At 66.0% G+C, this 26,561-nt stretch carries 27 protein-coding genes and 2 pseudogenes; 22 read left to right on the forward strand and 7 right to left on the reverse strand.

What is annotated here, in order from left to right; all coding sequences use genetic code 11:
* Positions 1-319 precede the first annotated feature (319 nt).
* The 8 genes and pseudogenes from AC5QAB_RS05285 to AC5QAB_RS05320 all read left to right on the forward strand — a co-directional run bounded on the left by AC5QAB_RS05285 (position 320) and on the right by AC5QAB_RS05320 (position 6,497).
* A complete protein-coding gene (locus AC5QAB_RS05285) occupies positions 320-847 on the forward strand; it encodes a DUF4189 domain-containing protein (protein ID WP_423172721.1) in 528 nt (175 codons plus the stop codon).
* A gap of 321 nt (positions 848-1,168) precedes the next feature.
* A pseudogene (locus tag AC5QAB_RS05290) lies at positions 1,169-1,258 on the forward strand (type IV secretion system protein); the annotation flags it as partial.
* Between the two features lie 38 nt (positions 1,259-1,296).
* A pseudogene (locus tag AC5QAB_RS05295) lies at positions 1,297-1,557 on the forward strand (DUF4189 domain-containing protein); the annotation flags it as partial.
* Positions 1,558-1,813: 256 nt separating this feature from the next.
* Positions 1,814-2,257: a DUF4189 domain-containing protein gene (locus tag AC5QAB_RS05300; RefSeq protein ID WP_241884532.1), complete on the forward strand. Its 444-nt coding sequence runs from the start codon at positions 1,814-1,816 to the stop codon at positions 2,255-2,257.
* A 415-nt stretch (positions 2,258-2,672) separates the two neighbouring features.
* Positions 2,673-3,050, forward strand: coding sequence for a DUF4189 domain-containing protein (locus AC5QAB_RS05305; protein ID WP_258010630.1), 378 nt, complete (start codon positions 2,673-2,675; stop codon positions 3,048-3,050).
* Positions 3,051-3,530: 480 nt separating this feature from the next.
* Positions 3,531-4,067 carry a hypothetical protein gene (locus tag AC5QAB_RS05310; protein ID WP_049408130.1) on the forward strand — a complete coding sequence of 179 codons (537 nt, stop codon included), beginning with the start codon at positions 3,531-3,533 and terminating at the stop codon, positions 4,065-4,067.
* Positions 4,068-4,124: 57 nt separating this feature from the next.
* The gene (locus tag AC5QAB_RS05315) at positions 4,125-5,132 is read left to right on the forward strand and encodes an XVIPCD domain-containing protein (RefSeq protein ID WP_049408128.1); all 1,008 of its coding nucleotides are present in this window, start codon (positions 4,125-4,127) and stop codon (positions 5,130-5,132) included.
* Between the two features lie 96 nt (positions 5,133-5,228).
* Complete coding sequence (locus tag AC5QAB_RS05320; RefSeq protein WP_495233202.1) at positions 5,229-6,497, forward strand: hypothetical protein; 1,269 nt, start codon at positions 5,229-5,231, stop codon at positions 6,495-6,497.
* Between the two features lie 54 nt (positions 6,498-6,551).
* Here AC5QAB_RS05320 and AC5QAB_RS05325 read toward each other — a convergent pair whose 3' ends face one another.
* Genes AC5QAB_RS05325 through AC5QAB_RS05335 form a run of 3 tightly spaced genes read right to left on the reverse strand, consistent with a single transcriptional unit; the run spans position 6,552 to position 9,230 of the window.
* Entirely contained in the window at positions 6,552-7,880 is a 1,329-nt protein-coding gene (locus AC5QAB_RS05325; protein WP_075075584.1) for an XVIPCD domain-containing protein, read from the reverse strand.
* Positions 7,877-8,530: a hypothetical protein gene (locus tag AC5QAB_RS05330; RefSeq protein ID WP_046431299.1), complete on the reverse strand. Its 654-nt coding sequence runs from the start codon at positions 8,528-8,530 to the stop codon at positions 7,877-7,879. The genes AC5QAB_RS05325 and AC5QAB_RS05330 overlap by 4 nt, the downstream gene beginning before the upstream one ends.
* 43 nt (positions 8,531-8,573) lie before the next feature.
* On the reverse strand, positions 8,574-9,230 hold the full coding sequence (locus tag AC5QAB_RS05335; protein ID WP_262086981.1) for a hypothetical protein: 657 nt from the start codon (positions 9,228-9,230) through the stop codon (positions 8,574-8,576).
* Positions 9,231-9,491: 261 nt separating this feature from the next.
* Between AC5QAB_RS05335 and AC5QAB_RS05340 the strand changes: the two genes are divergently transcribed.
* On the forward strand, positions 9,492-9,998 hold the full coding sequence (locus tag AC5QAB_RS05340; protein WP_032961586.1) for a GNAT family N-acetyltransferase: 507 nt from the start codon (positions 9,492-9,494) through the stop codon (positions 9,996-9,998).
* Between the two features lie 33 nt (positions 9,999-10,031).
* Here the strand turns inward: AC5QAB_RS05340 and AC5QAB_RS05345 are convergent, their stop codons facing one another.
* On the reverse strand, positions 10,032-10,469 hold the full coding sequence (locus tag AC5QAB_RS05345; protein WP_049441672.1) for an acetyltransferase: 438 nt from the start codon (positions 10,467-10,469) through the stop codon (positions 10,032-10,034).
* A gap of 68 nt (positions 10,470-10,537) precedes the next feature.
* Positions 10,538-11,305, reverse strand: coding sequence for an NAD(P)H-dependent oxidoreductase (locus tag AC5QAB_RS05350; protein WP_046431296.1), 768 nt, complete (start codon positions 11,303-11,305; stop codon positions 10,538-10,540).
* A gap of 78 nt (positions 11,306-11,383) precedes the next feature.
* Between AC5QAB_RS05350 and AC5QAB_RS05355 the strand changes: the two genes are divergently transcribed.
* The 5 genes from AC5QAB_RS05355 to AC5QAB_RS05375 all read left to right on the forward strand — a co-directional run bounded on the left by AC5QAB_RS05355 (position 11,384) and on the right by AC5QAB_RS05375 (position 15,358).
* Positions 11,384-11,743 (forward strand): winged helix-turn-helix transcriptional regulator, encoded by a 360-nt coding sequence (locus AC5QAB_RS05355; RefSeq protein WP_032961582.1) that lies wholly within the window; start codon positions 11,384-11,386, stop codon positions 11,741-11,743.
* Between the two features lie 75 nt (positions 11,744-11,818).
* Positions 11,819-12,343: a tRNA adenosine(34) deaminase TadA gene (gene tadA, locus AC5QAB_RS05360; RefSeq protein WP_014647558.1), complete on the forward strand. Its 525-nt coding sequence runs from the start codon at positions 11,819-11,821 to the stop codon at positions 12,341-12,343.
* Between the two features lie 75 nt (positions 12,344-12,418).
* The gene (gene orn, locus AC5QAB_RS05365) at positions 12,419-12,991 is read left to right on the forward strand and encodes an oligoribonuclease (RefSeq protein WP_014647557.1); all 573 of its coding nucleotides are present in this window, start codon (positions 12,419-12,421) and stop codon (positions 12,989-12,991) included.
* A 170-nt stretch (positions 12,992-13,161) separates the two neighbouring features.
* Positions 13,162-14,034: an EcsC family protein gene (locus AC5QAB_RS05370; RefSeq protein ID WP_049441668.1), complete on the forward strand. Its 873-nt coding sequence runs from the start codon at positions 13,162-13,164 to the stop codon at positions 14,032-14,034.
* A 208-nt stretch (positions 14,035-14,242) separates the two neighbouring features.
* Positions 14,243-15,358 (forward strand): alkene reductase, encoded by a 1,116-nt coding sequence (locus AC5QAB_RS05375; RefSeq protein WP_495233203.1) that lies wholly within the window; start codon positions 14,243-14,245, stop codon positions 15,356-15,358.
* 114 nt (positions 15,359-15,472) lie between these two features.
* On the opposite strand, the gene AC5QAB_RS05380 is transcribed toward AC5QAB_RS05375, so the two are convergent.
* Both AC5QAB_RS05380 and ppsA read right to left on the reverse strand, forming a co-directional pair.
* The gene (locus AC5QAB_RS05380) at positions 15,473-16,366 is read right to left on the reverse strand and encodes a mechanosensitive ion channel family protein (protein WP_495233204.1); all 894 of its coding nucleotides are present in this window, start codon (positions 16,364-16,366) and stop codon (positions 15,473-15,475) included.
* A gap of 148 nt (positions 16,367-16,514) precedes the next feature.
* Positions 16,515-18,893, reverse strand: a complete 2,379-nt coding sequence (gene ppsA / locus AC5QAB_RS05385; protein WP_495233205.1) for a phosphoenolpyruvate synthase — start codon at positions 18,891-18,893, stop codon at positions 16,515-16,517.
* 144 nt (positions 18,894-19,037) lie between these two features.
* Here ppsA and ppsR point away from each other — a divergent pair, with 144 nt between their 5' ends.
* The 8 genes from ppsR to phaC all read left to right on the forward strand — a co-directional run bounded on the left by ppsR (position 19,038) and on the right by phaC (position 26,520).
* The gene (gene ppsR / locus AC5QAB_RS05390; protein ID WP_014647552.1) at positions 19,038-19,859 is read left to right on the forward strand and encodes a posphoenolpyruvate synthetase regulatory kinase/phosphorylase PpsR; all 822 of its coding nucleotides are present in this window, start codon (positions 19,038-19,040) and stop codon (positions 19,857-19,859) included.
* 178 nt (positions 19,860-20,037) lie between these two features.
* Positions 20,038-20,547: a DUF1249 domain-containing protein gene (locus AC5QAB_RS05395; protein WP_032956108.1), complete on the forward strand. Its 510-nt coding sequence runs from the start codon at positions 20,038-20,040 to the stop codon at positions 20,545-20,547.
* Positions 20,548-20,588: 41 nt separating this feature from the next.
* Positions 20,589-21,077, forward strand: coding sequence for an NUDIX hydrolase (locus AC5QAB_RS05400; protein WP_049441664.1), 489 nt, complete (start codon positions 20,589-20,591; stop codon positions 21,075-21,077).
* 124 nt (positions 21,078-21,201) lie between these two features.
* Positions 21,202-21,819 (forward strand): DUF2239 family protein, encoded by a 618-nt coding sequence (locus AC5QAB_RS05405; protein WP_134809026.1) that lies wholly within the window; start codon positions 21,202-21,204, stop codon positions 21,817-21,819.
* Positions 21,820-21,937: 118 nt separating this feature from the next.
* Positions 21,938-23,299 (forward strand): MATE family efflux transporter, encoded by a 1,362-nt coding sequence (locus tag AC5QAB_RS05410; protein WP_197557700.1) that lies wholly within the window; start codon positions 21,938-21,940, stop codon positions 23,297-23,299.
* A 455-nt stretch (positions 23,300-23,754) separates the two neighbouring features.
* Positions 23,755-24,369 (forward strand): CDP-alcohol phosphatidyltransferase family protein, encoded by a 615-nt coding sequence (locus AC5QAB_RS05415; RefSeq protein WP_014647547.1) that lies wholly within the window; start codon positions 23,755-23,757, stop codon positions 24,367-24,369.
* A gap of 22 nt (positions 24,370-24,391) precedes the next feature.
* Positions 24,392-25,456, forward strand: a complete 1,065-nt coding sequence (gene phaE / locus AC5QAB_RS05420) for a class III poly(R)-hydroxyalkanoic acid synthase subunit PhaE (RefSeq protein WP_197562166.1) — start codon at positions 24,392-24,394, stop codon at positions 25,454-25,456.
* Entirely contained in the window at positions 25,453-26,520 is a 1,068-nt protein-coding gene (gene phaC / locus AC5QAB_RS05425) for a class III poly(R)-hydroxyalkanoic acid synthase subunit PhaC (RefSeq protein ID WP_197557713.1), read from the forward strand. The genes phaE and phaC overlap by 4 nt, the downstream gene beginning before the upstream one ends.
* The last annotated feature ends 41 nt before the right edge of the window (positions 26,521-26,561 follow it).

The raw sequence follows: 26,561 nt of genomic DNA on the forward strand, positions 1-26,561 counted from the left end.
CGCTGATCCTGACTGCGCCCCCAATGGCTGCGATGTTCTTCCAGGGCACCCTGGGTACCTTCATGGCATATTCGCAGATAGGTGGTAGCGCCGTGCCGACCTCGCCGGGTCCGAATGGGCAGCCGCCGGGTTCTAGTGGATTGAGCGGGGGGGTGTATATGCCTCCGGTTCCCACCAATTCGAGGGCCTCAAGTCAGGTTCCGGTTCAAGATGCAACGCCTAGATTTGGAGGTGCGACCACTGAATCTCCGATTCAGAGTGGGCAGCGCGGCAATGCTGGAACAATGAATTCGTAACTCTTCGGGAATTGGAGGCCATGATGCGAACGACTTTGACCTACACAGTTCTCGTTGTATTGTTGTTATGCGTACACTCCGCATCAGGAGAGGGTGGCTGCCCCCCGGGGTCGTATCCGATCGGTGGGCAGGGTGTCCAGGGTTGTGCGCCAATTCCTGGTGCAGTTGGTGGAACGGCTTCAGCCTCTGCTCCCGCTCCTGCTCAGCCGTTGGGGGAGTGGTTGACGAGATGGGGAGCCGTGGCTGAGTCGCCTACGTCAAATCTCGTCGGTACCGCAGCCAATGAGTCCAGCGAGCGGCGCGCGGTGGCTGCGGCGATCAAGAAGTGTGCCGCAGAGGGTGCAAAGGACTGCAAGTCTTCGGTTACCTATTACAACCAATGCGTTGCATTCGCTGTGCCGTCCTCAGGAAAGGGGCAGGGCTCCCTGGATACGGCGGTGGACGCAGAGACCGTCGCTAGAAATGCGATTGGTCATTGTCGGGATACCGGAGGCGGAAAGTGCGCCGTCGTCTATTCCGAATGCTCCTTGCCCGTCTTCCGGAAGTATTGATAAGGCCTCAGATAGGTCAGCAGAAAAATTGGGAATTGATCGTCAGATTAGCGTGAGTGGGGTTGCGCTCTTGTCAGTACCTCGAATGCCAGCGTTTCCATGAGATGCCGCTAAAAGAAGGGCCCAGAACGGGAAGCTGTGTAAGAATGCGCCGCTTTTGGGCGCGTGATCACAGCGGCGGCATGACTTTCTTCAATTGGTACGCTTTGTGGATCACCCTGAGCGGGGGAAGCACGTACTTCCTGTCTGGCATGGATCCAGTCTGACGCAGAGGCTACGGGGGCCGCGCAAGGGAGCTGCAGGAACGAATCATCGTGCGCACTGACTGCGCCCCCAATGGCTGCGATGTTCTTCCAGGGCACCCTGGGTACCTTCATGGCATATTCGCAGATAGGTGGTAGCGCCGTGCCGACCTTGTATCCCAGAAATCGAAGTGAGCTGCGGAAGCGGCGGCGATCGACAGATGTGTCCGGCGAGGAGGGAGCAAGTGTCAGATTCGTTTGAGCTATCACGATCAATGCGCCGCAATCGCCGATCCGTCGCCCCGCTCGGGCGGACAGGCTGCCGGAAATTCAATCGTTGCCAGCGCTGAAACACTTGACGAAGCTCAATCGCTCGCGTTGAAGGAATGCGCCTCTGTGAATGATGGGGGAGCGTGTGAAGTGGCCTACTCGGCCTGCAGCATGTCGGAATTCAGGGCGTATCGCTGATCGCCAAGTTCCGCATGATATCTGTCAACAGGTACGCATGCCACGTCAGAAAAGGGCGCTATGCGTGACAGCGTCTGATATGGCTTGGACTTTTTCCAGTGTGCCCCGGAGACTTCATACGTGTTCGCAGATGGTTGCAAATTGGATCGGACGCGAGTGAGTGAAAATGACTAGTCGTTCGATGCAAATGGTCGTAGCAGCAATGCTCTCGCTAGTATTCTCGTCCGCAAGTGCGGAGGGCAACTGTCCCCCTGCTATGTATCCGATCGGAGGGCAGGGAGTACAGGGCTGTGCACCTATCCCGGGAGCAAACAAAGGCGGGTTGACCGCTCCCGTCTCGCCGCCACAACCGTCTGGAGAATGGATCACCACCTGGGGTGCAATTGCCACATCCAAGCGAACGTCGCATGCAGGTGTGTCGACAGGGCAGCGAAGGAAGAGTGGAGCGGAGCAGGAAGCCCTTGGCAAGTGTGCTTCCGCGGGTGCGAACGATTGCAAGGTTATGCTTGCCTACTTCAATCAGTGTGCGGCATGGGTAGTTCCCAGCGGCCGGACAGGTCAGGGTGGATCTGGTATTGGACGCGGACCGACACTCGACGTGGCAGAGCGCGAAGCTCAGAAAGGCTGCACAAATGACCAAGCCGGGGCATGCGAGGTTTTCTATACAGATTGCACAAAGCCGATCTTCAAGGCGTATTGATGTTGCCGCCTCTCAGCTGTGCGTCCGGAACCGCTGGGCGAAGGGTTGAGTGGATGGTGAGCCGTTGCCAAATTTCACATGTCCAAATCAAACGAGTCCAGTGAGTGGCAGGCGATAGCTGTCGCCATCAAAAGGCGGGCAGCTGAAGAAGCAGGGCTACAAGCCTTCTGCGACCTGTTTTAATCCGGGAGTCGCATCCGCGGCGCCATCCTCGGGGAAGGCGCAAGGATCACTGAATCAGGAGGTTGGGATGATGAAATGCGGTCTGGCCGGGGTGTTGGTTGCTGCTGCCGCCGGGTTTGTTGGAGGCATCAGTTCCGCGCACGCAGAAGGCAACTGTCCGCCAGGGATGTACCCCATTGGCGGCCAGGGTGTTCAGGGGTGTGCACCAATTCCCGGATCTAGTGGAACTTCCATGACTCCGTCCGCGCCGGCACCCGCGCCCGCTGGGGAATGGGTGAAAACCTGGGGCGCGATTGCGGTCTCGAAGGCCACGTCCGAGGCCGGTGTTTCAACCGGGATGAGATCCCGGCGAGCCGCTGAGAAGGAGGCGCTGTCCAAGTGTGGTATCAGCGGAGCTCCTGATTGCTCGCTCAACATGACGTACTTCAACCAGTGCGTCTCATGGGCCATCCCTGCTGGCCGTTCGGGACGGGGGCAATCTGGTATTGGATCGGGACCCACGCCGGAAGCTGCACTTGAGACGGCGCGGTCACTGTGCAGGAACGATCAACCGGGCGCATGCGATGAAGTCTATGCGGATTGCACGCAGCCGGTGTTTGATCGCTATTGAGTGGCGTTGCGACAGGTGAGGCTCGCGCTTTGGGCCCCGCGGCGGGTGGGCTGCTGGGAGCCCATGCGGCGATGGTAGCGTGCGCCGAGCCGTGACCCACTTCGCCGGGCCCGCACGAACAATTGCGGAGTGCTGATCGTATGGATGGTGTATCCGGAATCGGGATCCATCAGCGCCAATCCCGATTTTATGTGATCAAGTGCGCTTTTCATCCCAAGCACCCTTCGACGAGCGCTGCCTCCTCGAAGTAAGCTGCGTGCGCGTCAAAATCCCGACGCGCTGGTGCCATCGAACGCAGGAGCTTTTCCGTCCATGAGGACTGTGTCCCCCCGCAGTGCGGGTGACGCTTGCCACCATCGCGGTTGCCGTGGGCTCGGGGCTATCATCCGCCATGGCGGCCGCAGGGCACGTGCGAGGCATCGCCCCGTTTCCGGCCTCCGCTCGGGAACTGGCAAGACGGGATTGAAGGAGTTGCAGGGGATGGAGAAGGGGAGTGGCACGCACATGGACAATGCCCTGGCGTTCGTTCCGTCCGGCGCGAACCTGCTGGAAGCCGTACGCGGCGATCTGACCGGTAATGGTTTCCAGGACCAGCTGCTGGTGATCGACCAACCTCCTCCGGAGGGCTTGCTGCCCGGCGAGCACGGACCGAACCGGGTCCTGCTGTTGCTGCTGGGCGATGCCACGGGCCGCTGGCAGCTGGCGGCACGCAACGACAAGCTGGTGCCGTGCTCAACGCGCGGTGGCATTGCCGGTGACCCCTTCGCCTACGTGACGATTGAAGACGGCGCGTTCAGCGTGATCACCAACGGCGGCAGCCGCGAACGCTGGAGCAGCGTCTACACCTTCCGGTATGCACCTGCCGAGCAGGCGTGCTGGGTGCATGGCGTGCAGCGCAAGGTGGTGGACACCGAAACCGAAGCGACCCACACGCGCGATTTCTCCGCGGCCGAGCTTGGCCGGGTGCGGTTCGAGGATTTCGATCCGTCCGTCGTCGCCGACGTCAGCTTGCCCTGAGTGCCATGCCCGTGAGGAGGCGGGAGTATCCAACGATGATCGAGCAGGAGTTTCACCGTGTCGCAGGATAGAGAGTCGCAGCTGTTGCGGCAGGCCACGGAGGCCGGCATGACCTCGTCCCGGGAACTGGCCAACTTCATGGCGCAGGCCGGGCACGAGTCCCGTGGCCTGAGCCGGCTCAATGAGAGTTTCAACTTCACCCGGGGCATCTCGCAGATCCCGGTGGAAGCAGCGTGGCGCAATGGCAATGGCGCGCTTGAGAGCGCCCGCCAGGAGGCGCTGCGCGGGCGGCCGGAGAACCTGGCTGAGCTGATGTACGGCGGGCGCATGGGCAACGACGCGCCTGGCGACGCGCTGAAGTATCACGGCCGCGGCTATCTGCCGCTGGTCGGCAAGGAGAATTACGAGCGTGCCGGCAAGGCGCTGGACCTGGACCTGGTGAATCAGCCGGAGCTGGCCGCGCAACCCGAGCACGCAGGCCGTATTGCCGTGTGGCAGTGGCAGACGCGGGTGCCGGAAGCGGCGCGCGAGGACGTGCGCGAAGCGACGCGTGCCCTGAATGGCGCGCTCAACGGCATCGAAGCCCGCCAGCAGCGTTTTGACGTGTGGCAACAGAAGCTGACCCCCGATGTGATGGCGCGCCTGGAGCGTGGCGAAGTGGGGGCGCCTGCCCAGCCCACAACGGGACGCGACATGTCGCAACCGGGCGAGCCGGGATACACGCTGTTCTCGGGAGCGCGCCAGCACCTGCAGCAGATGGGGCCGCAAAGCGGTCTGCGCAGCGTGCAGGAACTGGACAATGCCGCCGGCGCACTGGCGCTGAGCGCGCAGAAGGCGGGGATGTCGCGCATCGATCATCTCCTGGCGGGCAATGACGGTCGCACGCTGTTTGCTGTACAGGGCGCGCTAGGCGATCCGGCCATGCTGCGCGCATCGGTCGATCGCGAACAGGCGGCGCAGCAGCCGCTGGCGCAGAGCAGCCAGCAATTGGCTGCCAATGTCGCCCAGCAGGACCCGGCGGCTGCGCTCGCCCGCGAGCAGGAGCAGCGTTCTCGATCCCTGTAACACCGATGCCGGCGGGCAGGGTGCCCGCTGGCGCTTTACGTACGACGCGTGGCGCCCTGTGGCGCCGACATGGAAACCCACCCGTAAGGACACCACATGCGAATCGTTCCCCCGAATGCCCGCCACGCCGCTGCCCGCTGCAATGCACCCGTGCGCCGCCTGCCGCCGCTCTGGCTGCTGTCACTTGGACTTGCCGCAGCGTCGGCACAGGCTCAGGAGGCAGCGGCGCCCGTCGTGGAGACGCGCCCCGCTGCCGAGGCTACCGTTGAGGCGCCTGCAGGGGCGGCGCCCGTTGCAGCGCCCGCGGCGGCCGACGCCGTTGTCGCGGCGCCGGCTCCCGAAGTACCGGCTGCCGTGACACCCCCTGCGACACCGGTGGTGGACACGCAGCCGGCGCCGGCTGCGGACCCGGCGCCGGCGCCCGTTCCGCCCGCAGCGGCGGCGCCTGTGGCTGCACCGCCTACAGTCGTCGAGCCAGGGGTCCCGGCCGTAGCGCCGGCACCGCCCGCATTGGCGATCGTGCCGTTGCCGCCCGAGCAGGCGACCGAGCGTGCGCTCGGTGCCCGCTGCCCGGTGGATCTGGCCGGGCGGCTGGCGACCCAGGGCGACCTGTTGATCGGCGCCTGCCAGGGCACCATGCCGGCGCATCTGGCTGCGATGCTGGTCGCGCTGCCCGAGCAGGACATCCACCTGCCGCGCAGCTGGCGCGAGCGTGAGGTGCGGCAGAAGGCCTGGTTCAAGGCGGTGCCGGGCTACGGCCAGCGCCCGGACTTCATCGTCCGGATGGGCGACATCTGGGTGCGCTCGTTGGAAGGGCGCGACGCCGACAGCACGTTCTACCTGGTGTCGGCGCCGTTCACCTGCAGCGACCAGGTCGCCAACCGCGGTGAGTACGGCGCGGAGCCCGTGCGCGTCCCAGCGGGCGACTGCCGCGAGGCCTATGTGGCCCAGCGTGTGTACCAGGTCCGCGGGGACGCGGCGCCGAGGGATGTGACCGCCGATGCCATGCCGGCCATGCCCCCGGTGACGGAAGCCGACCGTGCGCGCCAGCTCTCGCGTGAGGGACGGATCAGCCTGGACCATAGCAAGTTGCAGTACGGCCCGGCCATGCGCTGGTTCGTGCAGTACCCGGAAACGGCGCAGAAGGGCGGTCCGCGCGCCTACAGCGACTGGAACCGCGAGCACATCGCGTTCGTGGTCTGGACTGGCGATCGCTTCGAGCTGCGTGAGAAGGTCGCACGCGCCCAGTGGCCCTGTGATCCGGTGGCACCCGGTGATCGCACCTGTGGTGGATTCCCGGATTCCGGCCCGGATCCGTTCGTGACTGCCGGAGGAGCCGTGCCAATGGCGGCCTCCAGTCCCTGAGCCGGAGTGCCGATGTACAACGGGAGCCGGAAAGACCGGCTCCCGTGCTGTCCATCAGGCCTGCAGGCTGCGGGTCTGGTTCTGCTGCTGTTCCAGCTGCTGGTCGCGCTCCAGTGCAAGGCGCTGACCTGCGGCCTGCTGGTCGATGCGCTGGCTGCTCTGTTCCAGCGGTGTGTTCATCGCCACCGCCGTATCCACTGACACGCGAAGGTGGGCCGGGTCACCGCCCTGGCCCTGCACGGCAAAGCTGCGCGAGGCATCGGCATTCATGACCACTTCGTCGATGCGCTTGCCGCCCGCCGCATGCATTTCGGCGGCCAGGCTGCCGGCCAGTTGCGTGCTCATTACGTCTGGTACCCGGCCGACGCGGACGTCCTGCGCGTGCACGCCACGGATCGCGTCGTTGAACAGTGGGTTGCCCACATGGTTGGCGTCGTCCATGCGCAGCATGCTGGTGTGATGGCCGTTCTTCTCCGCTTCGCGGCGTGCCGGCTCACCGGGCTGCAGCGGGCCGCGGATGTGGTCGTACAGATCGACGGCGCCGCCCGGAATGCCCCGCGCCGCGCGGGTGACACCACGGCGCAGTGATTCAACGTCGTCGCGGTACTCCTCGATCATCCTGGCGTTGTCTTTTGCCAGCTTCTGCGTTTCCGGGTGTTGCAGCACCGAGCCGTCACCGAGGAAGTTGCCCAGCTTGTGCGCACCGAACGAGCTGCCTGCGGCGATGATCGGCCGGTCGGGGATCAGGGCGCGCAACGAGTGATTACTGAAGCCGTTCGCGGCAAGCGTGCTGATTTCATTTGGCCGGGCGTAGATGCGCACCTGGCCGAAGTGCGGCGACGCCGCGCTGACCGGATCGGAGGCCATGACATGGTTGATCATGGTGTTGCCGCCTTCCGGGATGCGGTAGCTGAGGCTGACCGCGCCATAGGCGTTGAAGGTCTCGCCCTTGACGTTGAAATGGTGCGAGGTGATCTGGGCCAGAGCGCCGCCGAGGGAGTGACCGGTGACGGTGACCTGGGGGGCATGTCCGCCATTCAAGCGTCCCTGCAATGCGGCAGTTTCGAGTGTTCGCTGTGTCAACGCGATCGCGTCCGGCGCCTGCACATTGGTGCGCGCAACCACCATGCCGCCATCGGTCAGAATCGCGTCGCGAGCTATCTGCTCGGTGCCACGATGCGCAATGACGATCTCTTTGCTGTCTACGCGCTGATAGACGGTCCCTTGATAGCCGTTGAGACGATTATTGACATGCTCAAGAATCTTGTACTCATGGCCGTTTAAGGTGACTTTCTCTTCTTGGCCGGGTTCACGTCGGCCGACGGCCCGATCCTTGTAGGCGTCATCAGATAACGCAGCGTAATCCTGGGAGGTGATGGTCACGGCGCCACCTCACTTGCGGAGAGGGTGATCGTAAACAGCTTGTCCTGAAGATCAGGGGCGTAATTGCTGCGATCGGGTTCGCCACTGGCGGGGAAATTGGGAACGCGATCTGCCTTCGGATAGACCAGATCCGGATAGTAGAGCGTATGCGCGCCACCTTCGGTCAGTGGCTTGGCGTCAACGAAGGTTAGGAAGCGGGTCTCTTCTTCAGCGCCCGTTGCCTTCAACATCGCCCCAGCGCCAGTGAACTCCCAACGGCACACGCCGCGGCCGTAGTAGTCTTCATCCAGCATGCGATCCACATACAGCGTGCCGCGGTACTCGCCATCAGCGACCTTGCGCAGTTCCACCGGTTCCTGGCTGGTAATCCGTGCAGCCGTGCCGGTGGCCGGCTCGATATAGCCACACTGGTCTTCGTTGGTGACGTCGTACTGCGCGACACCTTCGACCACCGCGAAATCGCCTGGGGCGTCCTTCAGGCGCAGCACCAGTTCATAGGCCTTGCGCGGGCTGGGGTTGAGCTTGGCGAGGCCGCGCCCACCCTGGGCGACATCGGCTTCAGCAGCGGCACGTTCCTGGTTCATGGCGGTCTCCGGATGGCAGGCGGTCAACAGAAGCAGAGCAAGGCACGGAATCATCTTGTGGCGCAATGTCGGCCTCCTGGTGTGTAGGGGGAAATGTGGCACTGGCAGCTCATGGCGCGAGCGTCCGCACAGTGGTTGTGGTCGAGAACAGCGCGTCGCGCAGTTCCTCCTTGTAGGCCGACGGATCTTCTTTGCCGCTGGCAGGGAAGTTGGCAGCGAGCTCGGCGCGGGGATAAGCAGTCTTCGGATAGTAGAGAGTCAACGGCGATCCCGCGTCCATGCGCTTCTTGTCGATGAACGTCAGGAATCGCGTATCAGCTTCGCCGGTCGTGGCACGCAACATCGCGCCAACGCCGGTCAGCGTCCAGTGGCACGTACCGCGATCGTAATAGTCCTGGTCCTGCATGCGGTCGAGGTAGAACGTACCGCGGTATTCGTTCTCGCCCGTCCTGCCCAGTTCCACCGGTTCCTGGCTGGTGATGCGGCTGGCCGTGCCGGTGGACCAGATGACCCTCCCGCAGTCTCCGTAGTTGCTCACGTCATACTGGGCCACGCCCTCAACAACCGCGAACGGGCCTGGCGCGCCCTTCAGTGTCAGCACCAGCTCATAGGCCTGCTTCGGCGCCGGGTTGAGTTTGGCCAGGCCGCGTCCACCCGCGGCGACGTCGCGCTCGGCATCGGCGTAGGGCGAGCATGCCGCCAGCAGGACGAGGGCGAGCACTGCCAGCAGCGGCCGTCCCCTGTGTGCGAGGTGCGCTACACCCATGGCCCGATCCTGCATCGTGCGTCCATGTCCATCTATCCTTCCTGGGTGGCAGGTTTCTCGATTATGGAGCGTGTCGGGAGCCCTGTGCCACCCTTGGAGACGGATTTTTGACGCCCCCGGGGCGCACTGCCCAAGCGGATCGCTTGCCGCACAGGGCATTCGATCGTGGCGTTGGCGTTGCTGCCGGACGCAGGTTCGCAGCTGAATCCGTGAGCGGAATCGATCATTCACATGTCCATCACTTCATCAAAGGTGTTGTCCTTGAACTGCACGATCCGCCCTGAAACCCGCGAAGACCACGCGGTCATCCATGCACTCACCGAGGCGGCCTTCCGCGAAGCCCCGCACAGCAGCCACACCGAGCAGTTCATTGTGGATGCGCTGCGTTCGCGTGGAGAGCTGAGTCTTTCGCTGGTCGCCGAGAAGGACGGACAGGTCGTCGGGCACATCGCGCTGTCGCCGGTGACGATCAGCGATGGCAGCACCGGCTGGTTCGGCCTCGGGCCAATCTCGGTGCTGCCGGACTGGCAGGGGCAGGGCATCGGTGCGGCGCTGATGCACGCGGCGCTCGACGCGTTGCGTGAGCAGAACGCGCAGGGCTGTGTATTGCTGGGGGAGCCCGCCTATTACGGACGATTCGGGTTCCGCGCCGAGCCGGGCCTGGTGCTGCCGGGTGTGCCGCCAGAGTACTTCCAGGCGCTGTGCCTGCGGCCACCGATGGCGCAGGGAGAGGTGCAGTACTCGCCGGCATTCGAGGCCACGGCCTGATGATCGGGGCGGGCCTCGAACATCCGTCGAATGTCAGCCGTTGTACCGGAGATGGATCAGGGGATACGGGCGGCCCTGCGAATCCAGCGGTGAACGTCCGGTTTCGACGAAGCCCATGCGCTGGTAGAAGCCGACGGCCTGCGCGTTCTGTTCGTTGACGTCGGTACTCAGCTGCGGATGCAGTGCCAGCGCGTGCTGCAGCAACTGCCGGCCGATACCGGTGCCGCGTACGTCCGGATCGATGAACAGCGCTTCCATGTGCGTGCCGTCGATCAGCATGAAGCCAAGGGGGCGGTCCTGAGCGTCGACGGCCACGGTCATCGGAGCCTGCGGCAGGAAGCCGGCGACTTCGGCATCGATGGCTTGGCGGTCGTCGGCGCTGAGGAAGTTGTGGGTGGCGTCGACGGCGCGGCGCCAGAGGTCGACGAGGGCGGCGCCGTCGTCGGCGCGCGAGGGACGGAGGGTGGTCATGGGTTCACCAAGGTGCTTGCAAAGAGCGCGTAGTATGGCGCGTCCCGACCCAGCGCGCAGGCGTGGATTCATCCGGTGTTGCGATGGCGGATGAAGGGGCTGTAGGCAGTGGCCTCCGCGCGCAGCACCACGCCATCCTCGAAATCGCCGCTGTCGTTGAAGGGCACGGTGGGCCACCGCGGCCATTGCGCCAGGCGTTCGCGGTAGTAGTGGGTTGCTGCAGCCAATGCCTCGTCGTGTGCCTGCACGCGCTCCGCTGCCAGCCCGGAACGCACGCCATGCACCAGATGCGGCTCCAGCACGTCGAAGCCGACGTAGCGCAGGCTGTACATCAAGGGCCACAGCAACAACCGGGTATCTCCCTCGCGGCCGTCGACGGCGCAGGCCCGTGCCGATGAGCCGGTGGTGACGCTCAGCAACGCACGCTTGCCGCGCATCGCGCCGTGCTCGTGGCGCAGGCGGCTGTTGTACATCGGCCCGTAGACCAGCACGCGATCCAGCCAGCCCTTGAGGATTGCCGGCGGCGCGAACCACCACAGCGGGAACTGCAGGATGACCAGATCCGCGGCCTGCAGCAGCTGCAGATGGCGCTGCACATCGGCGGGCAGCCGGCCCTGTTCGGCGCCGTGGCGTTGTTCGCGCTGGGCATCGAAACGGCCGGGCTGCAGGCGACTTGAATGATGGTGGGCCGCTTCCAGCGGATCGAAGCCCTCTGCATACAGGTCGACCACGTCCACCTGCAGCGCGTCATGCCGCAGCTGCTCCGCGGCCTGCGCGGCCAGGTGGGCGTTGAAGGAGCGGGGTTCGGGATGGGCAAGCAGGATCAGGGCGCGCATGGGGCGAGGTGTTCGAGGAGTGTGCGACCATCCTCGCGGCGCCGGTATGCCCCGGCAATTACGCACCTTGAGGTAACCATGGCCTATCCGGGCGATGTCTATGCCGCCGATTGCTCGGCACGCGATGCGCTGGCGCTGATCTCCGGCAAGTGGGTGATGCTGCTGTTGCCGGCGCTGGCGCAGGGCCCGCAACGCAATGGCGCGCTGCTGAGGAAGATCGAAGGCATCTCGCAGAAGGTGTTGACCCAGACCCTGCGGCAGCTGGAGCGCAACGGCCTGGTCGAGCGGTGTGAGCGGGGCAGCAAGCCACTGCATGTGGAATACCGGCTGACCGAGGTCGCACGTGGACTGGTTGACACGCTGTCCGCCCTGGACCGTTGGGCCGAGCACAATTTCCCGGCGCTGGACGCCGCCCGCGAGCGCTTCGACGCGCGTTAGCGGCGCCTGCACGGCCGCGGGCGTACAATGCGGCCCCGGCGGCCATCCTGGCCCTGCAGACACGCGAGAACCGCCATGACCGACGCCCTGGGTGTACCGGTGCACGACGCCGATGAACACTGGATGCGCCATGCGCTGGCGCTGGCCGAGCGTGCGCAGCGCGAGTACGACGAGATCCCCGTTGGTGCGGTACTGGTGGGCGCCGATGGCCAGCTGCTGGGCGAGGGCTGGAACCTCAACATCGCCTCGCACGATCCCAGTGCGCATGCCGAGATCGTGGCCATGCGGGCCGGTGGCACGCGGCTGGCCAATCATCGGCTGCTCGGCAGCACCCTGTACGTGACCCTGGAACCGTGCGCGATGTGCGCGATGGCCATCGTGCATGCACGCGTTGCCCGCCTGGTCTACGGCGCCAGCGACCCCAAGACCGGCGCCTGCGGCAGCGTGTTCGACCTGCTGGGCGATGCCCGCCACAACCACCGGGTGGAGATCCACGGTGGGGTGCTGGCCAAGGAGGCCAGCATGCGCCTGACCAATTATTTCCGTGCCAAGCGTGGCAAGCCGCCGCTGCTGCTGGAAGACCATGCCGGCGAGGCCTGAGGGGGCGAACCGGTATGATGGGCGCCTCTTTCCATCACCGGCAGGCCGCGCGCCTGCCCAGCAACGAGGCGACACATGGCGGACAACGGCGCGGCCAACGAGCGACTGATCTGGATCGACCTGGAAATGACCGGGTTGGATACCGACAACGATTCGATCATCGAGATCGCCACCGTGGTCACCGATGCCCAGCTCAACGTGCTGGCCGAAGGGCCGGAATTCGCCATCCACCACCCGCTGGAAACGCTGGAAGCGATGGACGAGTGGAACCGCAACCAGCATCGCCGCTCGGGCCTGTGGCAGCGCGTGGTGGACAGCACCACCACCCTGGGCCAGGCCGAGGCGCAGACGGTGAACTTCCTGGCGCAGTGGATCCCGGCCGGCCTGTCGCCGATGTGCGGCAACTCGATCTGCCAGGATCGCCGCTTCCTGCACCGCCAGATGCCGCGACTGGAGAAGTACTTCCACTACCGCAACCTGGACGTGTCCACGGTGAAGGAACTGGCCAAGCGCTGGGCGCCGAGCGTGGCCGCCGGCGTCGGCAAGAACAGCAACCACACCGCGCTGAGCGACGTGCACGATTCGATCGCTGAGCTGCGCCACTACCGCCAGTTCATGGGCGCGCTGTCGGGGCTGCCGGTTGCCTGAACAACGACGCCGGGCATGGCCCGGCGCTATCGGATGACACGCCAACGGGTAGTGCCGGCCGCTGGCCGGCAAGGCGCCGGGGTCGGATCCCTTTCCTGCGGAAAGGGCTCTGACCCCTCTTTCGTACCCCGCGACGAACCGTTCAACTTCCTGGCGCTAAGATCGGGGCCATGAACGAGCCGATCCTGCTCCCCCGCGACATCGCCCATGACGCCCGCGACTGGTCCGACCTGCAGCGCGCGGTGGCCCTGCTGGAAGCGCCGACCCTGACCGCGCGCATGGCCAACCTGGTCGGCACGCCGCTGGAGTTCGCGGTGAAGGCGCTGCCCAGCTCGGTCTCCAACCGCATCCACGGCGCTGTGCAGGCGGCGCTGAGCAAATCGGCGCAGGCCGCGCTGTGGAGCATGGACAACACCCCCGGCAAGGGGGCGTCCACCCGCTGGCACAAACTGGCGGCGGCCACCTCGGGCGCGGTCGGTGGGGCCTTCGGCTTCGCGGCCTTGTTCATCGAGCTGCCGGTGTCGACCACCATCATGATGCGTGCAGTGGCTGACGTGGCCCGCAGCGAGGGCTTCGACCTGTCCGAGTTCAGCACCCGCCAGGCGTGCCTGGAGGTGTTCGCGTTGGGCGGCAACTCGCCGCGCGATGATGCCAGCGAGACCGGCTACTACCTGGCCCGCGGCTTCACCACGGATGTGATGCGCCACCTGTCGGCCGAGCTGGCCGGGCGCGTGGTGACCGGCCGCGACCTGACCCTGGGCGTGGCGCCAAAGGAAGCTGGCAAGCTGCTGGCGAAGATGGTGGAAAAGGTGGCGGCGCGCTTCGGCGTGGTGGTTACCGAGAAATTCGCTGCGCAGGCGGTGCCGATCGTCGGTGCCGCCGCCGGTGCAACACTGAATACCATGTTCACCGACTACTACCAGGACATGGCGCGCGGCCACTTCATCGTGCGCCGTCTCGAGCTGAAGTACGGGGAAGACGTGGTGCGCGCCTGCTATGACCGCGTGGCGCATGGCGGCGTACTGATCGAGCCCACGCTGTAACCGGCTTCGGGGTCGGAGCCCTTTGCGTTGCAAAGGGATCCGACCCCGGTTCCGCGCGGGGTCGGATCCCGTTCCGCAGGAAGGGGCTCTGCCCCCCGGCCGGTCATCCTTGCCTTGGGGGAACAATTGTTTTGCCAGTACATGCCTGTTGCCTGGCAGCTGGCATCCCCATCCTTTGCGGCAGTCCCCCCCGCAAGAGATCGCCGCCATGTTGTTCACTCCCCACCGCCTGGGCGCCTTGACCCTGCCCAACCGCATCGTGATGCCGCCGATGACCCGCTCGCGTGCCGCCGACGGCAACGTCGCCACCGCGGACATGGCCGCCTACTACGCCCAACGTGCCAGTGCTGGCCTGATCGTCAGCGAAGGCACCCAGATCAGCCCGCAGGGCCAGGGCTATGCCTGGACCCCGGGTATCCACAGTCCGGAACAGGTGCAGGGCTGGCGCCGGGTGACCGATGCCGTGCATGCCGCTGGCGGCCGCATCTACGCCCAGCTGTGGCATGTGGGCCGGGTCTCGCACGTGGCCCTGCAGCCGGGTGGTGCCGCACCGGTGTCGTCGTCGGCGCTGCTGGCCGAAGGCGTGAAGGTGTTTGTCGACCCTGCAGGCGCTGGCCCGGAAGCGGGCGTAGGCGAGATGATCCAGCACTCGATGCCGCGCGCGCTGCGCGAAGACGAGATTCCGGGCATCGTCGCCGACTATGCACAGGCCACCCGCAATGCACTGGCCGCCGGCTTCGATGGCGTGGAGCTGCACGGTGCCAATGGCTACCTGATCAACCAGTTCATCGACTCGCAGGCCAACCGGCGCACCGACGGCTATGGCGGCGCGTTGCAGAACCGGCTGCGTTTCCTGCGAGAGGTCGTGCAGGCGGTGACGGCCGTAGCCGGTGGTGACCGCGTCGGTGTCCGTCTGGCGCCGCTGACGACGTTGCAGGGCGCGGTGGACGATACGCCACAGGCGACCTATCTGGCCGCGGCGCACCTGCTGGGTGAGCTGGGCGTGGGCTACCTGCACATCGCCGAAGCCGACTGGGACGATGCACCGTTGATGCCGGTGGCGTTCAAGCAGGCGCTGCGCATGGTCTACCCGGGCACGCTGATCTACGCCGGCAAGTACACCGCCGAACGCGCCGGGCAGGCACTGGCTGAAGGCTGGGCTGACCTGATCGGCTTCGGTCGCCCGTTCATCGCCAACCCGGACCTGCCGGAGCGACTGCGTACCGGTGCGGCGCTGAATCCGCCGGATCGTGCGACATTCTTTGGCGGTGGCGCGGCGGGCTTCACCGATTATCCGACGCTGGAAGAGAGCGTCGCGGCCTGATCCTGGCCGGCATTCCAGTCAGGCGGCGGGGGTAGTGCCGGCCGCTGGCCGGCATTTCAATGTCGTATCGCCGATGGGTGGGTGCCGACCGTTGGTCGGCACTACCGGCATGGATCAGGGCTTGTCGCGCACCAGCGCGTCAGCCTCTATCACGCCGCCATCCTTTCCATGCAGGTACAGGTGCATGTCCTGCTGCGGGTACGGGATGTTGATGCCCGCCTTGTCAAAGCCCAGCTTCAGCTGCTCCAGCAGCGTGACCTTGGTACCGAACCAGTCGGCCGACTTCACGTAGCAGCGGATGCCCAGGTTGATGGCGTGCGCGCCCAGTTCATACACCACCACGTCCGGTGCCGGTGTCTGCAGCACGCGTGGGTCGGCCTTCATCAACGCCAGCGCGGTATCGCGTGCCAGCTGGATGTTGTCCTCATAGCCGATGCCGATCACCAGCTCGACGCGGCGCGTCGGTTCGGCGGTGAGGTTGATGATCGGTGCGGCAGTGATCAGCGTGTTCGGAATGGTGGTGTGCTGGTTGTCGGCACCGGTGATGACGGTCTGGAAGATGCGCACTTCGCGCACCGTGCCGGTCTGTCCGGCCACGGTGACCACATCGCCCACGCGGAACGGTCGCAACGTCACCAGCATCACGCCCGAGGCGATGTTGGACAGCGAATCCTTCAATGCCAGGCCGACGGCCAGGCCAGCGGTACCGAGCACGGCCAGCAACGGGGTGATCTGCACGCCCAGCGTGCCGATCGCCAGTACCACTACGATCACGAGCGATGCGGCATACACCACGTTGCGCAGGAAGCTGCCCAGCATCGGGTCCACACCCATGCGAGCCGTAGCGCGCGGCATCGCGTTGGACAGGCGTCGTGCCACCCACAGGCCCACCAGCAGCACCACGATCGCGGCCAGCAACGGTACGCCGTAGGTTTCCAGCAGGCGCTCCCAGTCGAGCGAGTGGAACCAGGGCGTTGCGGCGGGGGCGGGTGGGGCGGCGGCGATCATGCGGGAGTTCCTTTGCTGCTGAGGGACAGGCGCGAGGTGCGCGTGGCGTGCACGGACGCCAGAAACAGCAAGCCCCGCAGAGGCGGGGCTTGCGTGCGGCAGCAGTATGGGCGGACGTCGATGAAAGCGACGTCAGCCCATTACGGCATCAGCCGTTGGCCTTCAGCTTGGCCAGGCGCAGCCAGGTATCGACCACGGTGTCCGGGTTCAGCGACACCGACTCGATGCCTTCCTGCATCAGCCATTCGGCCAGATCCGGGTGATCGGACGGGCCCTGGCCGCAGATGCCGACGTACTTGCCCTTGGCGCGTGCGGCCTTGATCGCCATCGACAGCAGCTTCTTCACTGCCGGGTTCCGTTCGTCGAACAGGTGCGCGACGATCGACGAGTCGCGGTCCAGGCCCAGGCTGAGCTGGGTCAGGTCGTTGGAGCCGATCGAGAAGCCGTCGAAGATCTCCAGGAACTCATCGGCGAGCAGTGCGTTGGACGGCACTTCGCACATCATGATGATCTTCAGGCCGTTCTCGCCCTGCTTCAGGCCGTTCTGTTCCAGCACCTCGACGACCTTGCGGCCTTCCTCCAGGGTGCGCACGAACGGAATCATGACCCACAGGTTGTCCAGGCCCATTTCGTTGCGCACGCGCAGCACGGCCTTGCACTCCAGCGCGAAGGCGGCCGAGAAGCTCGGGTCGACGTAACGGCTGGCGCCGCGGAAGCCGATCATCGGGTTTTCTTCGTGCGGCTCGTAGTTGCTGCCGCCGATCAGGTTGGCGTACTCGTTGGACTTGAAATCCGACAGGCGCACGATCACCGGGTTCGGTGCAACCGAGGCGGTGAGCGTGGCGATGCCTTCGGCCAGGCGGTCCACGTAGAAGCTGACCGGATCACCGTAGCCGGCGATCTTCTCGTCGATCTTCTTCTTGGTCGCCGCATCCTGGCGGTCGTATTCCAGCAGCGCGTTCGGGTGGATGCCGATGTGGCTGGCGATGATCATTTCCAGGCGGGCCAGGCCGATGCCGGCGTTCGGCAGCTGGCCGAAGTCGAAGGCACGTTCCGGGTTGGCCACGTTCATCATGATCTTCAGCGGTGCCGGCGGCATGTTGCCCAGATCGGTGGTGGTGCGCTCGAAGCCGAGCTTTCCTTCGTAGATGAAGCCGGTATCACCTTCAGCGCAGCTGACGGTGACCAGCTGGCCATCTTCGATCACCTTGGTGGCGTTGCCCGAACCGACCACGGCCGGCACGCCCAGCTCGCGCGCGATGATCGCGGCGTGGCAGGTACGGCCGCCACGGTTGGTGACGATGGCCGAAGCGCGCTTCATCACCGGCTCCCAGTCGGGATCGGTCATGTCGGCGATCAGTACGTCGCCCGGCTGCACGCGGTTCATGTCGTCCAGCGTCTTCACCACGCGGGCCACGCCCGAGCCGATCTTGGCGCCGACGGCGCGGCCTTCGGCCAGCACGTTGCCGCCCTTTTCGGTCAGCGCGAAGCGCTCGATCTGGGTGGCGTGGCTGCGCGACTTCACCGTTTCCGGGCGCGCCTGCACGATGAACAGCTTGCCGCTGACGCCGTCCTTGGCCCACTCGATGTCCATCGGGCAGCCGTAGTGCTTTTCGATGACCAGCGCCTGCTTGGACAGTTCCTGCACGTCCTCGTCGCTGATCGAGAAGGTGTTGCGCAGTTCGGCCGGGGTGTCCTCGATCCTGACGCGCTCACCCGGAACATCGGAATACACCATGCGGATCGCCTTGCTGCCGAGCGAGCGGCGCAGGATCGCCGGCTTGCCGGCCTGCAGGGTGGGCTTGTAAACGTAGTACTCGTCCGGATTGACCGCACCCTGCACGACCATTTCGCCCAGGCCGAACGAAGAGGTGACGAACACCACGTCGCGGAAGCCGGACTCGGTGTCCAGGGTGAACAGCACGCCGGAGGAACCGACGCCCGAACGCACCATCAGCTGCACGCCGGCGGACAGGAACACGTCCTCATGCTTGAAGCCGTGGTGGACGCGGTAGGCGATGGCACGGTCGTTGTACAGCGAGGCGAACACTTCCTTGACCTTGTGCACGACATCGTCGGCACCGGTGACGTTGAGGAAGGTCTCCTGCTGGCCGGCGAAGGAGGCATCCGGCAGATCCTCGGCGGTGGCCGACGAACGCACGGCCACGGCCACGTCGCCGCCGCCGTTTTCGGCGCTCAGCTTGGCGTAGGCGGTGCGGATGTCCTGGTCCAGCTGCGGCTGCAGCGGCGCATCGATCACCCAGCTGCGGATTTCCTTGCCGGCGGCGGTCAGCGCGTTGACGTCCTCGACGTCCAGCGTGGCCAGCTTGTCGAAGATGCGCTTGGACAGGTCGTTGTGCGCGATGAAGTCCTTGAAGGCTTCAGCGGTGGTGGCATAACCGCCCGGCACCGAAACGCCCAGACCGGCCAGGTTGCCGATCATCTCGCCCAGCGACGAATTCTTGCCGCCTACGCGGGCCAGATCGGCCAGACGCAGTTCGTGCAACCACAGGATGTTCTCGTTCAAGCGCGATGCTCCGTTTGGCCATCGCCCGAGGCGGGCTGAGTGGCCGCGTCCGTAGGAAGAAGCCGATATGATGCCGGGCAGAGCACCGTCGGCACAAGCTTGTGCTGGCGGCCTTTTTAAGCTTCGTAGGGGGTAAAAGCGCGCATGTCGACCATCCGTCCGGTGTTCTACGTTTCCGATGGAACCGGTATCACCGCTGAAACCATTGGGCATAGCCTGCTGACCCAGTTCTCCGGGTTCAGCTTCATTACCGACCGCATGTCGTTTGTCGACGACCCCGAAAAAGCGCGTGAAGCCTGTGCCCGGATCCAGGCGGCAGGGGAGCGCTACCAGGTCCGGCCGATCGTGGTGAACTCCTGCGTGGACCAGAGCCTGAGCCTGATCCTGGCCGACAGCGGGGCGCTGATGCTGGATGTGTTCGCGCCGTTCATCGAGCCGCTGGAGCGTGAACTGGCCAGCCCGCGCCTGGCCCGGGTCGGCCAGGCCCACGGCATGGTCGATTTCGATACCTACCACCGTCGCATCAACGCGATGAACTTCGCCCTGACCCATGACGACGGCATCGCGGTGAACTACGACGATGCCGACGTGATCCTGGTGGCGGTGTCGCGCGCGGGCAAGACGCCGACCTGCATCTACCTGGCCCTGCATTACGGGGTACGCGCGGCCAACTACCCGCTGACCGACGAAGACCTGGAAAGCGATCGCCTGCCGCCGCGACTGCGCAATTACCGGCGCAAGCTGTTCGGCCTGACCATCGATCCGGACCGGCTGCAGCAGATCCGCCAGGAGCGCCGTCCGAACTCGCGCTACGCCAACCTGGAGACCTGCAAGCGCGAGGTGGCTGCGGCCGAGACCATGTTCCGCATGGAGCGGATCCCGACCCTGAGCACCACGCATACCTCGATCGAGGAGATTTCCAGCAAGGTGCTGGCCACGCTGGGGCTGCAGCGCGAGCTGTATTGAGCCTTTCCGGCGCGCTGCACTTCGCCCTGTAGAGCCGAGCCCACGCTCGGCTGGGCCGCCGGGTTCTTCCCGAACAGCAGCCGAGCATGGGCTCGGCTCTACACGGGGATCGTCGTTGTCGGGTTGGCTGTGGCTTGAGGCGCCCCCACGTTGAAGCACCAACGTGTAGGATCGACCCATGGCCCAAGCCTCGCCCCGCACCGAACGTATTCCCCGCCTGAGCCGGTTGAGCTGGCTCATGGGCCTGTACGCGGAGAACTACCGCCATCTGGTGCGCCTGTTCGAACCGGCCGGATTGGTGGCGGGCAGCTACATTTCCTCGATCGGCGACGGCCTGGACGTACGCCTGGACGTGATCGAGTGCCACCGCTACACGGTGGAGCTGCGCCTGACCTACGACCTGGCCGACCCGGTCACCGGTGAGCCGGATCCCTCGGCGTATGTGCGCCTTTACCGTGACGCACGCCAGGCCGAGACCACCCATTGCTACGTCGGCCGCCGCTGGCAGGACACGATGGGCCTGTACCCGCCGCCGGCCGAGCTGATCAGCCACCGCATGCGGATGAACACCTTCCTCGGCAAGTGGCTGGAATACCTGGCCGAGCGCGGTCACGGCGTGGCCACCCTGCGCCGCGATCCCGATGGCGCAGGCACACCCGCCGAGCGCCGCCTGTCGCTGGTGCGCTGATCGGCCATAATCCACGGCTGACCTGCCGCTGGATGCCGCCCATGCCGTACACCCCGATCGTCGCCACCCTGGGCTACGTGCTGTCGCCTGATCGTCGCCAGGTGCTGATGATCCACCGCAACACCCGTCCGGGTGACCACCACCTGGGCAAGTACAACGGGCTGGGCGGCAAGATCGAAGCGGACGAGGACGTGGCATCCAGCATGCGTCGCGAGATCGCCGAGGAAGCTGGCATCGACTGCACCGGCATGCGCCTGCGCGGCACCCTCAGCTGGCCGGGCTTCGGCAAGCACGGTGAAGACTGGCTGGGCTTCGTGTTCGTCATCGATACTTTCGAAGGCACCCCGCACGGCGGCAACCATGAAGGCACGCTGGAGTGGGTGGACCTGGACAAGCTGGACACGCTGCCGATGTGGGAGGGCGACCGCAACTTCCTGCCGCTGGTGTTCGACGCCGACCCGCGCCCGTTCCACGGCGTGATGCCGTACAAGGACGGCCGCATGGTCAGCTGGTCCTACAGCCGGCTGTGAGGTGACGAATCGGGTGGGTGCCAACCTTGGTTGGCACGCTCTTTTGGCAAATTAATACCCGGATAATATTGACTCGGTGAAATTACCCGGGCAATATTCGCGCATCGCCTCTGATGCCATTGCCATGCCTGTGTCCCGACTTCCTCCCTTCAGCTGTTTCGACGGCCATCGCCTGGTCGCTTCCGGTACCCCGGAAGTGGCAGCGCTGGCGTTGAAACAGTTGCGTGCCGACAATGCAGCCGGTCCGCTGCTGGTATTCGACAACGCCAGCGGGCGAACCCGCGATTTCGACACGCGCGGCAGCGACACAGAGCTGCTGGCGCGGGTGACCGAAGCGTTTCCCTCCGCCGTGGAGGCGGGTGCCGACGTCACTACCGGAGAGGCGCCCGCGACCCCGCGTGGCCGTGGCCGCCCCAGACTGGGCGTGGTCGCCCGCGAAGTGACGCTGCTGCCGCGGCATTGGGCGTGGTTGGCCGAACAGCCGGGTGGGGCCTCGGTGGTGCTGCGCAGGCTGGTGGAAGCGGCCAGCCGTGCCGGTGCCGACGAGGATCGGCAGCGCCGTCACAGCGAGCGTACCTATCACTTCCTGCAGGCCATCGCCGGTGACCTGCCGGGCTTCGAGGAGGCCATTCGGGTGCTGTTCGCGCATGACCGCGCGGGCCTGGAAGCGGCGCTGCATTCCTGGCCCAGGGATGTGCGCGACCACGCCCTGCGCCTGGCGTTCGAAGACGCTGACGGCTGAGCCATCGCGCCGTTGCTGAGCGACGGCGTCATCTGATCGCGGGCCGCGGCCCGCTTCCCCTGTGCTTGCTTTGCTGGCGGAAACGCCGGGCAGGGCGGCGCCTTGCCCAGAGAATCCCATGAGTCCCCCTGTACATCCGACACCTCCGGCAGCACCCTCGCTGTGGCGCACCTACCTGACGCTGCTGCTGCCGATGCTGCTGACCAATGCGTTGCAGCTGGCCGCAGGCACGCTGGACAACATCTATCTCGGCCACCTGCTTGGCACACAGGCGGTGGCTGCGGCCGCGGCGTTCTTCCCGGTCTTTTTCCTGCTGCTGGCCCTGGTGATGGGCCTGGCCACGGGCGCGATGGTGCTGATCGGCCAGGCCTGGGGCGCGGGCCGCCCGCAACAGGCGCGCGCGGTGGCCGGCAGCGCGGTGGCGCTGATCCTGCTGTTGTCGGTGCCGGTGATGGCCCTGGGCGGCGGTTTCGCGCCACAGCTGCTGGCGGCACTGGGCACGCCGGCAGCGATCCTCGGCGAGTCCATCGTGTACGCGCGCGTGCTGTTGCTGGCGGCTCCGGTGTTCTTCCTGCTGTGGCTGGCCACTGCCGTGAGCCGCGCGGTGGGCGATGCAAAGACGCCGCTGCAGGCGCTGCTGCTGGCCACGGTGGTCGGCCTGCTGTGCACGCCGCTGCTGATCCTGGGCTGGGCCGGCCTGCCGCGGCTGGGGTCGGCCAGTGCGGCTGTATCGGCGGCGTTTGCCTCATTGTTGGCCCTGGGCTGGTTGCTGTGGCGCTGGCAGCGGGTAGGACATCCCCTGGCACCAGGGCGCGAGCTGTTGCGTGCCATCCGTTTCGATGGCGCGCTCATCCGCGCGATGCTGCGCATCGGCGTACCGTCTTCGCTGCAGATGCTCAGCCTGGCCATTGCCGAGATCGTATTGCTGGGCTGGATCAACCGCTACGGCTACACGGCCACGGCGGCCTACGGTGCGGTCAACCAGTTGATGAGCTGGGTGCAGCTGCCGGCCATGTCACTGGGCATTACCGCCACCATCCTTGCGGCGCATGCGATGGGCGCGGGGCGTACGGCACGGCTGCCCGGCATCGCCCGCACCGGCGTGCTGCTTGGACTGGCGATGCTGAGTGCAGTGGTGCTGCTGGCGATGGTGCTTGCGCCCTGGCTGACCGGCCTGATCCTGGTGGCTATCGAAGCGCGTGAACTGGCCACGCTGCAGTTGCGCACGGTGGCATGGGGCGTGCTGGCGATGGGCGGCAGCACCGTGCTGGTAGGGGTGATGCGCGGCAGTGGCACGGTATGGCGGCCAGCGCTGCTCGGCATGACGGCGGTATTGCTGCTGGAGCTGCCGCTGGCGATGTGGTTGCAGGCGCGGCATGGGCTGGCCGGCGTGTGGTGGGCGTGGCCGCTGGGGTTGCTGGCGATGCTGGTGATGCAGGTGATGTGTTTCGCCCGGTGGCGGCGGGTGCAGGCTGGGTAGTGCCGGCCGCTGGCCGGCAACGCTGAACGGTCGGGGCAGCCGGCCAGCGGCCGGCTCTGCCACTTCAGGGCCGCTGCGCCAGCGGCAGGTGGAAGCATCCGGCATCATCGCCGCCCGTCACCAGGCATCGGACGCGGCGGCGGCGGGCCCACCGGTGACCATAGCGCCGACTCTGCGGCTTGGGAAGTAGGGAAACCCCGCGGAAGAGTGATGAGGAAATGTCCACCGTCGCAGTCGGTGAGATCTGGTTGTCCACAGGGGGTGTGGATTACGCGTGGGCAACTTTGTGGATAAGCCCCGACAGGCGCCACCCCCCTAGGCTGTCAAGATGGGTGGCGAAAAATTCACCGCCGGTGACGACGGGTGAGGGGGCGGTGAAGGATCGGCTGAGCCAGCGCTGTCGCCAGCAGCGGCGCTCGCGGTAACCTGTGGGCCTTGATGCTCCGTGAGACCCCATGAAACGTCACTTCTCGATGCTGCGCGAATTCCAGCTGGCCGACTGGTTCACCCTGGCCAATGCTTTCTGCGGCACCGGTGCGGTCTTTGCCGCGATGCGCTTCCTGCAGGACGGCGAGCGCGGCTATCTGCTGTTCGGCATGGCGCTGATCCCGCTGGCCTTCATCTTCGACGCCCTCGACGGGCGCATCGCGCGCTGGCGCAAGTCCAGCTCCACCCTGGGCCGCGAGCTGGACTCGCTGTCCGACGTGATCTCCTTCGGCGTGGCGCCGGCGGCGCTGGCCTATGCCTGCGGCATGCAGGGCGGATGGGACTGGCTGGTGCTGAGCTACTTCGTCTGCTGCGGCGTCAGCCGCTTGGCACGCTACAACGTCACTGCCGAGGCGCTCGCCGGCGACGAGGGCAAGGTCACGTATTTCGAGGGCACCCCGATCCCGACCAGCCTGGTGCTGGTGATCGTACTGGCGATTGCCGCCGGCACCGATGCCATCGGCCAGAACATCTGGTTCGGCCAGTGGCAGATCGGCCCGTGGCAGCTGCACCCGATGGTGCTGTTGTTCGCCCTGTCCGGGTCGCTGATGATCAGCAAGACCCTGCGTATTCCCAAGCCATGAGCCAGCCCTGCGGAGGCCTGCGATGACCAGCTCGGCCCACGACACCGGCAGCAGCGATTTCGAAACCCTGGCCCGGCAGTATTTCGGCGCCTGGGGCGATGCCCTGCGCCATGCGAGCACGCCCGGCGCACCCCCCGGTGACGATCCCGGCAGTTGGCAGCGGTTGTTCGACTGGTGGGGCCAGCTGTTGCCCGAGCAGGCGAAGGGCGCGCCGGAAGATGCCGTGCGCCGGTTCCGCGAACAGGCGGGCAGCTGGTACGGCACCATGCAGGAGGTCGCCGCACGGTTTGCGGGCCGCGACGCCAGCAGTGCCGATGTTGCCCAGGCCTGGCGCGAGGCGGTGCAGGGGCAGGGCGACGGCATGCTCCAGTGGATGCTGCAGGGCGCCCGTGGCAGCACGCACGCCGGCGCCGCGATACCCGAATTCGCCGCCTGGCTGCAGCAGTTCCAGCTGCAGGCGGGCCCGTGGCTGCAGAGCCCGGCATTCGGCCCCGGCCGCGAGCACCAGGCGCGCTGGCAGGCCCTGCTGCGTGCGCAGGAGGAATACCAGCAGCATTCGCGCGCCTATGTCGATCAGATCAAGCAGGCACTGGACGAAGCCTTTGCGCTGTTCGAGCAGCGCCTGGCCGAGCACGAACAGCCCGGCAGCCAGCTGACCAGCGCCCGCGCGATGTTCGACCTGTGGATCGAAGTTGCCGAGGAGGCCTACGCCAAGGTCGCCATGTCCGAACCGTTCCAGCAGGTGTACGCCTCGCTGGGCAACGCGCAGATGCGCCTGCGCGCCGGCCTGCAGCGGGAGGTGGAACAGATGAGTGAACGGATCGGCCTGCCCACCCGCAGCGAGATGGATGCCGCACACCGCCGCATCGCCGAGCTGGAGCGCAGCCTGCGCCGCCTGCAGGCGCAGGTGGCTGTGCTGGCCGGAACCGCTGAGGTCGATCCGGTGGCGCAGCCGGCGCCGGCGAAGGTGAAGCCAACTGCGCGCAAGGCCGCGAAGAAGGCCGCGCCGGCAAAGAAGGCGCCTGCGAAGAGGACATCTGCGAAGAAGGCCGCACCTCGCACTTCCGCTCGGGCGCGTGACCGATGAAGGGACCATTGGGCTTCAACGCCGATGACCTGATGCAGGAGAGCCTGGCCATGCAGCGCAAGCTGATGGAAGGGCTGAAGCTGCTGCCGCAGGTGGAAGACGTGGACTATGGCGTGACCGCGCGCGAGGAAGTCTGGCGCGACGGCAAGGTGGTGCTGTATCGCTTCGTCGGTGAGCAGGCGCCGACCCGGCGCACGCCGCTGCTGATCGTCTACGCGCTGGTCAACCGGCCGTACATGGTCGACCTGCAGGCCGACCGTTCGCTGGTGCAGAAGCTGCTGGCGCTGGGCCAGGACGTGTACGTGCTGGACTGGGGCTACCCGGACCGGTCCGAACGCTTCCAGACCCTGGAGGACTACCTGCTGCGCTACATCGACGGAGCGGTCGATGCGCTGCGCGTGCGCAGTGGTGGCCCGGTCGACCTGCTCGGCATCTGCCAGGGCGGCGTGTTCGCGCTGTGCTACGCCGCGCTGCGCCGGCAGAAGCTGGGCAAGCTGATCACCATGGTCACCCCGGTCGATTTCCAGACCGCCGACAACATGCTCTCGCACTGGGCGCGGCAAGTGGACGTGGACCTGCTGGTCGATACGCTGGGCAACATCCCGGCCGACCTGATGAACGCCAGCTACCTGATGCTCAAGCCGTTCCGCCTGAACGTGCAGAAGTACGTCGGCCTGCTCGACATCCTCGATGACAAGGCGGCGCTGGAGGACTTCCTGCGCATGGAGAAGTGGATCTTCGATTCGCCGGACCTGGCGGGCGAGGCGTTCCGCGATTTCATCAAGCAGTTTTACCAGGCCAATGGCCTGATGAAGGGCACGGTAAGGATCGGCGAGGAAGCAGTGGACCTGTCGCAGGTGACGCTGCCGGTGCTGAACATCTACGCCGAGCAGGATCATCTGGTGCCGCCGGACGCCTCGCGCGCGATGCGCGGGCGCCTGGGCACGGACGACTACACCGAGTCCAGCTTCCGCGGTGGCCATATCGGCATCTACGTGTCCGGGCGCGCGCAGCGCGAAGTGCCGGCCACGATCGATGGTTGGCTGAAGGCGCGCGACCTGTAGAGTCGAGCTTGCTCGACTTCGAAAGGTGGATAAGCTCAAAC

The organism is Stenotrophomonas sp. YJH_SMC_127, from assembly GCF_059372445.1.

What these genes read in the sequence shown, in the direction of transcription:
- AC5QAB_RS05415 (WP_014647547.1), top strand. Translation starts at nt 23,755, where the DNA reads ATGAAACGTCACTTCTCGATGCTGCGCGAATTCCAGCTGGCCGACTGG.
- AC5QAB_RS05380 (WP_495233204.1), bottom strand. Translation starts at nt 16,366, where the DNA reads ATGATCGCCGCCGCCCCACCCGCCCCCGCCGCAACGCCCTGGTTCCAC.
- AC5QAB_RS05335 (WP_262086981.1), bottom strand. Translation starts at nt 9,230, where the DNA reads ATGGGTGTAGCGCACCTCGCACACAGGGGACGGCCGCTGCTGGCAGTG.
- AC5QAB_RS05405 (WP_134809026.1), top strand. Translation starts at nt 21,202, where the DNA reads ATGCCTGTGTCCCGACTTCCTCCCTTCAGCTGTTTCGACGGCCATCGC.
- tadA (WP_014647558.1), top strand. Translation starts at nt 11,819, where the DNA reads ATGACCGACGCCCTGGGTGTACCGGTGCACGACGCCGATGAACACTGG.
- AC5QAB_RS05410 (WP_197557700.1), top strand. Translation starts at nt 21,938, where the DNA reads ATGAGTCCCCCTGTACATCCGACACCTCCGGCAGCACCCTCGCTGTGG.
- AC5QAB_RS05400 (WP_049441664.1), top strand. Translation starts at nt 20,589, where the DNA reads ATGCCGTACACCCCGATCGTCGCCACCCTGGGCTACGTGCTGTCGCCT.
- AC5QAB_RS05370 (WP_049441668.1), top strand. Translation starts at nt 13,162, where the DNA reads ATGAACGAGCCGATCCTGCTCCCCCGCGACATCGCCCATGACGCCCGC.
- phaE (WP_197562166.1), top strand. Translation starts at nt 24,392, where the DNA reads ATGACCAGCTCGGCCCACGACACCGGCAGCAGCGATTTCGAAACCCTG.
- AC5QAB_RS05395 (WP_032956108.1), top strand. Translation starts at nt 20,038, where the DNA reads ATGGCCCAAGCCTCGCCCCGCACCGAACGTATTCCCCGCCTGAGCCGG.
- AC5QAB_RS05285 (WP_423172721.1), top strand. Translation starts at nt 320, where the DNA reads ATGCGAACGACTTTGACCTACACAGTTCTCGTTGTATTGTTGTTATGC.
- AC5QAB_RS05350 (WP_046431296.1), bottom strand. Translation starts at nt 11,305, where the DNA reads ATGCGCGCCCTGATCCTGCTTGCCCATCCCGAACCCCGCTCCTTCAAC.
- AC5QAB_RS05375 (WP_495233203.1), top strand. Translation starts at nt 14,243, where the DNA reads ATGTTGTTCACTCCCCACCGCCTGGGCGCCTTGACCCTGCCCAACCGC.
- ppsR (WP_014647552.1), top strand. Translation starts at nt 19,038, where the DNA reads ATGTCGACCATCCGTCCGGTGTTCTACGTTTCCGATGGAACCGGTATC.
- orn (WP_014647557.1), top strand. Translation starts at nt 12,419, where the DNA reads ATGGCGGACAACGGCGCGGCCAACGAGCGACTGATCTGGATCGACCTG.
- AC5QAB_RS05305 (WP_258010630.1), top strand. Translation starts at nt 2,673, where the DNA reads ATGACTCCGTCCGCGCCGGCACCCGCGCCCGCTGGGGAATGGGTGAAA.
- AC5QAB_RS05345 (WP_049441672.1), bottom strand. Translation starts at nt 10,469, where the DNA reads ATGACCACCCTCCGTCCCTCGCGCGCCGACGACGGCGCCGCCCTCGTC.
- AC5QAB_RS05355 (WP_032961582.1), top strand. Translation starts at nt 11,384, where the DNA reads ATGGCCTATCCGGGCGATGTCTATGCCGCCGATTGCTCGGCACGCGAT.
- AC5QAB_RS05300 (WP_241884532.1), top strand. Translation starts at nt 1,814, where the DNA reads ATGTATCCGATCGGAGGGCAGGGAGTACAGGGCTGTGCACCTATCCCG.
- phaC (WP_197557713.1), top strand. Translation starts at nt 25,453, where the DNA reads ATGAAGGGACCATTGGGCTTCAACGCCGATGACCTGATGCAGGAGAGC.
- AC5QAB_RS05320 (WP_495233202.1), top strand. Translation starts at nt 5,229, where the DNA reads ATGCGAATCGTTCCCCCGAATGCCCGCCACGCCGCTGCCCGCTGCAAT.
- AC5QAB_RS05310 (WP_049408130.1), top strand. Translation starts at nt 3,531, where the DNA reads ATGGAGAAGGGGAGTGGCACGCACATGGACAATGCCCTGGCGTTCGTT.